Below are 8237 nucleotides of genomic sequence, written 5' to 3'. Positions count from 1 at the left end.
GCCCGGCACGCCGCGGTGCTGGTCGGGGCCGACCCGGCGCCGGCACCCGGGCTGGCCGACCCGCGCGACGCCCTGCCGCGCCCGACCCGGGCGGCCGACCTCCCGTCGTCCGGCGACCTCGACCCGACGTCCGGCCCGGACGGCGTCGGCGGCCGCGTCGTCACCGTGTGGGGGACGCCGGGGGCGCCGGGCCGCACGACGGTGGCCGTGGGGCTCGCCGCCGAGCTGTCCGCCGCCGGGCGGTCGACGCTGCTCGTCGACGCCGACACGACGGCCGCGAGCGTGGCCCAGCAGCTCGGCCTGCTCGACGAGGCGTCCGGGCTGGTGAGCGCCTGCCGCGCCGCCGACCGCGGTGCGCTGGACCCCGCCGCGCTGGCCCAGCTGGCCCCGCTCGTCGCCGACCGGTGGCGGGTGCTCACCGGACTGGCCCGTGCGGCCCGCTGGCCCGAGGTGCGGGGCGGGGCGCTCGCCACCGTGCTGGGCGCGGCCCGCTGCGTCGCGGCCTGGACCGTCGTCGACGTCGGCGCCCGGCTCGAGCGCGACGAGGAGCTCGCCTTCGACGTCGCGGCCCCTCGGCGGCACGCCGCGACGCTGACGGCGCTGGCCGAGTCCGACGTCGTCGTCGCGGTGGGATCGGCCGGACCGGTCGGGCTGCAGCGGCTGGTGCGGGGGCTGCAAGAGCTCGCCGAGGTCACCGACGTGACGCCGGTCGTGGTGGTCAACCGGGTGCGGGCGAGCGCGGTCGGACCGCGCCCGGCCCGCCGGGTGCGCGAGGCGCTCGAGCGGTACGCCGGTGTCGACGACCCCGTGCTCCTCCCGGACGACGCCCCCGCCCTCGACGCCGCGCTGCTCGTCGGGCGGTCGCTGGTCGAGCACGCGCGCACCAGCCCGGTGCGGCAGGGACTGCTCGACCTCGTCGGCCGCCTCGACCGGGCTGCTGCCCTCCCGCCCCGGCCGGACGCCGCGCTCGCGGGCGCTGGTTAGGCTGCGCCGGTGACCTCGCCGAGCCGCTCCGAGCCCACCCCGACCGGCCTGGTGGTCGACTGGGGCGGCGTGCTGACGGCCGGCATCGGCGACGCCTTCACGGCGTGGGCGCAGGCCGAGGGCGTCGAGTACGGCCACTACCTCGCGGCGCTCAGGCGCTGGATCGGCCCCGACGCCGTCGACCCGGCCGAGAACCCGGTTCACGCCCTCGAGCGCGGCGAGCTCGAGGTGCCGGACTTCGAGCGCAAGCTGGCCGAGGCGTTGCGCGAGAACGGGTCGCGGGTGCAGGCCGAGGGGCTGCTGCAGCGCATGTTCGCCGGGCTCGAGCTGCTCGAGGAGTCGATGGTGGGCCTGGTGCGCCGGGCCAAGGCCGCCGGGCTGCGCACCGCGCTGCTGTCGAACAGCTGGGGCAACGACTACCCGCGCGAGGGGTGGGACACGCTGTTCGACGCCGTCGTCATCAGCGGCGAGGTCGGCATGCGCAAGCCCGAGCACCGCATCTACCACCACGTCCTCGACCTGATCGACCTCGAGCCGCACCAGGCGGTGATGGTCGACGACCTGCCGCCCAACATCAGGGCCGCCGTCGAGGTCGGCATGGTCGGCGTGCTGCACGAGACCTACGAGCAGACCCGCACCGAGCTGGAGGCCGTCTTCGACCTCGACCTCGGGCCGGACGAGCCGGACCAGCCCGAGGCCGAGAAGCGCGAGGCCGAGAACAGCTAGGCCGAGAAGAGCAGGAACAGCCCGCCGCAGGTGTAGGTCACCATCAGCACCAGCAGCGGCAGCTGGCCGACCACCGCGTGCCGCCGCGGGAAGAGCCGCACCGCGCGGTCGTGCGCGAGCACCACGCCCAGCACGTGCCCCAGCACGATCGCGCACACCTGCACCGTCGCCACCAGCGTCGGCTGCAGCAGGGCGGTGTTCGGCGCCCGCCCGGCCAGCCCGAGCCAGGACGACCCGTCGCCCAGCGGGTCGTCCAGGTGCAGGAAGGCGTTCTGCCCCTCGAGCACCAGCAGCGACCAGTAGTGCGCCACGACGTACCCCAGCGCCACCGGTACCAGCGACGGCGCGAACGCCCCCGGCATCGAGCGCACCCGCGCGCCGCCGACCCACCCGGCCAGCGCCGTGCACCCCGCGAAGAGCAGGCCGACCACCACCACGACGCCGACCAGCCCGAACGTCTTCACCAGGGTCTGCGGCAACGGCGAGGACTGCACGAACGTGAACCACGCCGGCGCGTTCGACGCCCCGTCGTAGGCCGTCGTCCCGAGCATCACGGCCACCGTGGCCGGCAGCCCAGGGGCGGGCGCCAGCGCGTCCAGCCCGGCCAGCGGCGACCGGACGACGAGCCGCCCGTCCGCCCGCCGCCCCAGCACCGACAGCCGCCCGAACAGGCCGGACCACACCTCGAAGGCGTCACCGCGGTCGTACCACCGCGAGCCGAAGACGAAGCCCGCCAGCAGCTGCACCGCGACGTAGAGCGTGATCGCCAGCCGCAGCACCGGCAGCGTGGCGTTCTCGGGTGCCACCAGCTCCAGCCAGGTGAACGCCAGCAGCCCCACCGCCGCCGGCCAGTACCCGAGCCCGCGCGGCAGGGCCACCACGCCGTCGGCCGGGTCGAGCCGCGCCGCCCGCAGCACCAGCCCGTGCAGCGCCCGCACCGGGTTCACCCGCCGCCACACCGGTCCGAACGCCACCGACAGCGGCACCAGCCCGACCCAGAGCAGCACGTAGACCACGAACGGCACCGGGTTGTCGGCGTCGTCCTTGCCGAGCACCAGGGCCACGAGCACGTAGGCCGTGACCACCCCGCCCAGCACCGCGATCACCGCCCGCGTCACCCGCGAGTCGAGCCCGCTCGCCAGCCACGACGGAAGGGGAATCCCGGCGTTCGCCCCGTCGACCCGCGGCTCGCGCCACAGCAGCCCGAGCAGCACGAACGACACGACCAGCGCCGTGGCGGCGCCGGCCACGGCCAGGCCGAAGGGGAGGGGGAGGTCCTGCCGGCTGCCCACGCCGTGGGCGACCAGAGCGGTCCTCACCGCACCAGCACCTGCAGCAGCCGCAGCTCGGGGTGGTGGGTCTCGACCTCGTACAGACCGGGCTCGTCGCCGGTGAGGTCGATCGTGGCTGGCTGGCCGGCCGTGAGCTCCTTCTCGACCTCGAACCCGTGCGCGTGCAGCTCGTCGTCGTGGTCGGCGGTCACCACCAGCCGCAGGGTCTGCCCGCTGGCGATCTCGACCCGGGCCGGCTTCGGGGTGACCTTCGTCCCGTCGACCGTGATGGTCAGGGTGCGGACGTCGTCCGAGGGGCTGGACGAGGCCGTCGAGGACGCCGTCGAGGAGGCCGTCGGCGTGGTGCCCGGGGTGGGCTCGCCGGACGCGATGCCGGTGCTCGGGCTCGGCGCGGACGACGGCGGCTCGGCCTGGCTGCATCCCGCGAGCCCCAGCGCGCCCACGAGCAGGAGACCGGCGACGGGCAGCACGGGGCGACGCGAGGGAGCCGGCATGTGCCCAGTCTAGGCAGCGGGGAGGTGGCACGATGAGCAGGTGCCGGTCCGGTTGAGCCCCCTCGACGCGTCGTTCCTCTACCTCGAGGAGCCCACGACGGCGATGCACGTGGGCTCGGTGACGATCTTCGAGCCCCCCGAGGACGGCTTCGACTACGAGCGCCTCGTCCGGCTGGTCAGCGCCCGCATCGCGTTCGTCCCGCGCTACCGCCAGCGCGTGCGCACCGTGCCCGGTCGGCTCGCCAACCCGGTGTGGGTCGATGACGAGCACTTCGACGTCACGTACCACGTGCGGCGCTCGGCGCTGCCGCGGCCGGGCACCGACGAGCAGCTGGCCGAGCTCGTGGGGCGCCTGCAGTCGCGGGCCCTCGACCGCGCCCGCCCGCTGTGGGAGGTCTACCTGGTCGAGGGTCTGGCCCGGGGGCGGTTCGCCATCGTCACCAAGACCCACCAAGCGCTCGTCGACGGCGTCAACGCGATCGACATCGGCCAGGTCATCCTCGACGACAGCCCCGAGACGCCCGACGTCCCCACCGACACCTGGACCCCTGCCAAGGAGCCCACCGACGTCGAGCTCGTGGTGAGCGCGATCACCGACGCGGTGCGCAGCCCCGGCGCGGCGATCGAGGCGTTCCAAGGCAGCGCCAACGACGTGAAGGCGACGGCCGGCAAGGTCGCCGGCCAGCTCGGCCACCTGCTCTCGCAGGCCGCGCGCACCGCCGCCCGGCCCGCGCCGACGTCCCCGCTGAACGTCGAGATCGGCGAGCAGCGGCGCTGGGCCATGGCGTCGACGTCGCTCGAGGACCACCGCAAGGTGCGCGTGCGGCACAGCCGCACCGGGCACCGCGAGCTCACGGTCAACGACGTCGTGCTCGCCACGGTCGCCGGCGCGCTGCGCGCCTGGCTGCTGACGCGCGGCGAGAGCGTCGTGCCCGCCACGGTGGTGCGGGCCCTCGTGCCCGTCAGCGTGCAGGGCGACGACGAGGCGCCGCACCGCGTGGGCAGCCGGGTCAAGGCGTTCGTCGTCGACCTGCCGGTGGGCGAGCCCAACCCCGCGGTGCGCCTGCACCAGATCGGCTACGCCATGAGCGCGCAGGCCGAGGCGGGCGACGCGGTGCGGGCCGAGACGCTGGTCGGCATCGCCGGCTTCGCGCCGCCGACCCTGCACTCGCTCGGCGCGCGCGTGGCCAGCGCCGCCTCGCGCCGGCTGTTCAACCTCATCGTCACCAACGTGCCCGGGCCGCAGCGGCCGCTGTACGCCGGCGGAGCCCGCATGCTCGCCACCTACCCGGTGATGCCGCTGGCCCGCCGGCAGGCCGTGAGCATCGGGCTGACGTCGTACGACGGGCGGGTCTACTACGGCGTCAACGGCGACCGCGACGCCATGCCGGACGTCGGCGTGCTGGCGCAGTGCCTGGTCGACGCGCTCGCCGAGCTGCGGGAGACCGCCAGGTGACGCGCCGGGGGCTGGTGCTCGGCGGCGGGGGAGTCCTCGGGGCGGCCTGGATGGTCGGGGCCCTGGTGGCGCTCGAGGAGCACCTCGGCGTCGACCTGCGCGAGTCCGAGGCGCTGGTCGGGACGTCGGCCGGCTCGGTCGTCGCGGCCCTGCTGGCAGCGGGGGTCAGCGTCGACGAGCTGCGTCTGCACCAGTCCGGGCTGCCGCTGCCCAGCGGCCTGCTCAGCGAGTTCCGCTGGGACTACGAGACGGCCACCGGGTCGGGTCGCCCGCCGCGCCCGCGCCCCGGTCTGGGGTCGGCCGGCCTGATCGCCCGCAACGTCAGCCACCTGCGCCGCCTGCCCCCGACCGCCGTGCTGTCGGCGCTGCTGCCCGAGGGCCGCGGCTCGCTCGAGAGCGTCGGCGCCATGGTCAAGCACGTGGTGCCGCACGGCTGGGTCGACCGCGAGGGCCTGCAGGTCGTGACCATGGACTACGAGACCGGACGACGGGTGCCGTTCGGCCGACCGGGCGCGCCGGTGGCCGACCTGGCCGAGGCGGTCATGGCGTCCTGCGCGATCCCCGGCTGGTACCAGCCGGTGCGGATCGGCACCGACCGGTACGTCGACGGCGGGGCCTGCTCGTCGACGTCCGTGGACCTGCTCGCCGGCCAGGGGCTCGACGAGGTGTGGGTCGTCGCCCCCTCGGTCAGCTTCGCGATGGACGCACCCGACCAGCTCGTCACCCGGCTCGAGCGGCAGTGGCGCGTGCGGGTCACCCGCCGCTGCCTGCGCGAGGTGGCCAAGGTGCACGCGGGCGGCACCGAGGTGACCGTGATCGGTCCCGGTCCTGAGGACCTCGCCGAGATCGGCGGCAACCTCATGGACGTCGCCCGCCGCCGCACGGTGCTCGAGACCTCGCTGCGCACGTCCGCCGACTCGCTGCGCGACCCCGAGCCGCTGGACGCCCTGCCGGCGCGCGTCGACGACGCCGAGGCCGCGGTGGGTGCCGGCGAGCCCGACCTCGACGGCGAGGTGACGTCCGACCAGGCGCCGCGCGACGTCGTCCGACGAGAGGTGGGGTCCTAGTGCGGGTCTACGTGCCGGCGACGCTCGGGTCGCTGAAGCGCTTGCAGGACAACGGTTTCAGCGGCCCGGTGCAGGCGCACGCCGTGACGCCCGAGCTGCGCGAGTGGTACGCCGACGGCGACGCCGAGGAGCTCGAGTACGCCGCGTCCGACGAGGCGGCAGAGGCGTCGCTGCGGCTGCTCGCCGACGACGCCGGCAGCCCGCGCCGCCGCGTGGTGGTGGCGGCCGACGTCCCGGACGCCGACGTGCGGGTGGTGGGCGGGCTCTCGCGCTCGGCCGTCGTCGTCGACGCGGACGTGGCCCGCTCGGCGGTCGTGAGCCTGCACGTCGACGACGCCGACGCGGTCGTCGACGTCACCCGGGCCGTCGAGGCGCTGCCCGCTGCGGCGGCCGGCGACGACGACGCGCGGTTCACGGTCGACGGCGCGGCCTCCCACGAGCTGCTCTGGTACGACGTCACCGAGCTCGACGACGTGCTCGACCTGCGCTGACTCCTGCCCTCCCGGGCGTGACATGCTGACGGCGGTCAGATCTCGGCAGAGCCGCCGAGAGCCCAGAGCCGACAGGAGCACCGCGCGATGGACGCCCGCACGACCGTCCCCACCCCCGTCAACGAGCCGGTGCTCGACTACGCGCCCGGCAGCGCCGAGCGCGCGGCGATCGAGGTGCGGCTGGCCGAGCTGCAGGGGGAGCGGTTCGACCTGCCCATGACCATCGGCGGCCGCCAGCGCATGGGCGCCGGGCGCCGGGTGCGCGTCGTGCAGCCGCACCGGCACCGCCACGTGCTGGGCGTGCTCAAGAACGCGACCCAGGGCGACGCGCGCGACGCCGTCGCCGCGGCCAAGAAGGCGGCTCCGGCCTGGCGCGCGCTGCCGTTCGACGAGCGGGCCGCGGTCTTCCTCAAGGCCGCCGAGCTGCTCTCGGGCCCGTGGCGTCCCACGCTCAACGCGGCCACCATGCTCGGCCAGTCCAAGACCGTCGTGCAGGCCGAGATCGACTCCGCCTGCGAGCTGATCGACTTCTGGCGCTTCAACGTCTCGTTCGCGCGCACGCTGCTCGAGGAGCAGCCGGTCGCGAACAGCAAGGGCATCTGGAACCGGCTCGACCACCGCCCGCTCGAGGGCTTCGTCTACGCCATCACGCCCTTCAACTTCACCGCGATCGGCGGCAACCTGCCGACGGCTCCCGCGCTGATGGGCAACACCGTGGTGTGGAAGCCCGCCCCGACCCAGCAGCTGGCGGCGCACTTCACGATGCAGCTGCTGCAGGCGGCCGGTCTGCCCGACGGCGTCATCAACCTCGTCACCGGCGACGGCATCGCGGTCTCGGAGGTCGCGCTCAAGGACCCCGACCTCGCGGGCATCCACTTCACCGGTTCGACCAAGGTCTTCCAGCACCTCTGGCAGCAGGTCGGCGCCAACATCGCCGGCTACCGCAGCTACCCGCGGATCGTCGGGGAGACCGGCGGCAAGGACTTCGTCGTCGCGCACGCGAGCGCCGACGTCGACGTGCTGCGCACGGCGCTGGTGCGCGGTGCGTTCGAGTTCCAGGGCCAGAAGTGCTCGGCCGCCTCGCGCGCCTACGTTCCGCGCAGCGTGTGGCGCCGGCTCAAGAACGACCTGGTCGACGTCACCGAGTCGCTGAGCATAGGCCCGGTCACCGACCTGTCGAACTTCATGGGCGCCGTGATCGACGACCGCGCGTTCGCCAAGCACAAAGCCGCCATCGACCGCGCGCACTCCACCAGCTCGATCGACGTCGTGGCCGGCGGCCGGTACGACGACAGCGAGGGCTACTTCGTGCGCCCCACGGTGCTCGAGAGCTCGGACCCGACCGACGAGATCTTCACGACCGAGTACTTCGGCCCGATCCTGTCGGTGCACGTCTTCCCCGACAGCCGGTACGACGCGGTTCTCGACCAGATGGAGTCGATCGCGCCTTACGCGCTCACCGGCTCGATCATCGCCCAGGACCGCGGCGCCATCGCCTCCGCGCGGGCCCGCCTGCGCTACGCCGCCGGGAACTTCTACGTCAACGACAAGCCCACGGGCGCGGTCGTCGGCCAGCAGCCGTTCGGCGGGGCGCGCGCGTCCGGCACGAACGACAAGGCCGGGGCGATGCAGAACCTCCAGCGCTGGACGTCGACCCGCTCGATCAAGGAGACGTTCTCGCCGCCGACCGACCACCGTTACCCCCACATGGGTTGAGCCGCGAGGGA

8 protein-coding genes are annotated in these 8237 nt (G+C 74.7%); 6 read left to right on the top strand and 2 right to left on the bottom strand.

Annotated features, from left to right (window positions below; all coding sequences use genetic code 11):
• Both ACYVJ4_RS13465 and ACYVJ4_RS13460 read left to right on the top strand, forming a co-directional pair.
• Nucleotides 1-984 (top strand): AAA family ATPase (locus ACYVJ4_RS13465; RefSeq protein WP_460460644.1); only part of this gene is annotated, 984 nt, incomplete at its 5' end.
• Nucleotides 985-993: 9 nt separating this feature from the next.
• A complete protein-coding gene (locus tag ACYVJ4_RS13460) occupies nucleotides 994-1710 on the top strand; it encodes an HAD family hydrolase (protein WP_460460643.1) in 717 nt (238 codons plus the stop codon).
• Here the strand turns inward: ACYVJ4_RS13460 and ACYVJ4_RS13455 are convergent.
• Nucleotides 1707-3029 (bottom strand): hypothetical protein, encoded by a 1323-nt coding sequence (locus tag ACYVJ4_RS13455; RefSeq protein WP_460460642.1) that lies wholly within the window; start codon nucleotides 3027-3029, stop codon nucleotides 1707-1709. The two genes, ACYVJ4_RS13460 and ACYVJ4_RS13455, sit on opposite strands and share 4 nt — an antisense overlap.
• Nucleotides 3026-3496, bottom strand: coding sequence for a cupredoxin domain-containing protein (locus tag ACYVJ4_RS13450; protein ID WP_460460641.1), 471 nt, complete (start codon nucleotides 3494-3496; stop codon nucleotides 3026-3028). The genes ACYVJ4_RS13455 and ACYVJ4_RS13450 overlap by 4 nt, the downstream gene beginning before the upstream one ends.
• A 40-nt stretch (nucleotides 3497-3536) precedes the next feature.
• Here ACYVJ4_RS13450 and ACYVJ4_RS13445 point away from each other — a divergent pair, with 40 nt between their 5' ends.
• From ACYVJ4_RS13445 to pruA, 4 genes are all read left to right on the top strand, one after another.
• Nucleotides 3537-4952 carry a WS/DGAT/MGAT family O-acyltransferase gene (locus tag ACYVJ4_RS13445; RefSeq protein WP_460460640.1) on the top strand — a complete coding sequence of 472 codons (1416 nt, stop codon included), beginning with the start codon at nucleotides 3537-3539 and terminating at the stop codon, nucleotides 4950-4952.
• Nucleotides 4949-6019, top strand: a complete 1071-nt coding sequence (locus ACYVJ4_RS13440; RefSeq protein ID WP_460460639.1) for a patatin-like phospholipase family protein — start codon at nucleotides 4949-4951, stop codon at nucleotides 6017-6019. The genes ACYVJ4_RS13445 and ACYVJ4_RS13440 overlap by 4 nt, the downstream gene beginning before the upstream one ends.
• Nucleotides 6019-6510, top strand: a complete 492-nt coding sequence (locus tag ACYVJ4_RS13435) for a DUF6912 family protein (protein ID WP_460460638.1) — start codon at nucleotides 6019-6021, stop codon at nucleotides 6508-6510. Before ACYVJ4_RS13440 ends, ACYVJ4_RS13435 begins: the two co-directional genes overlap by 1 nt.
• A gap of 87 nt (nucleotides 6511-6597) precedes the next feature.
• Complete coding sequence (pruA, locus tag ACYVJ4_RS13430; protein ID WP_460460637.1) at nucleotides 6598-8226, top strand: L-glutamate gamma-semialdehyde dehydrogenase; 1629 nt, start codon at nucleotides 6598-6600, stop codon at nucleotides 8224-8226.
• The last annotated feature ends 11 nt before the right edge of the window (nucleotides 8227-8237 follow it).

Source organism: Angustibacter peucedani, assembly GCF_054779595.1.
The sequence above is the reverse complement of the archived record's forward strand: the minus strand, read 5'-3'. Positions and strand labels throughout refer to the sequence as shown.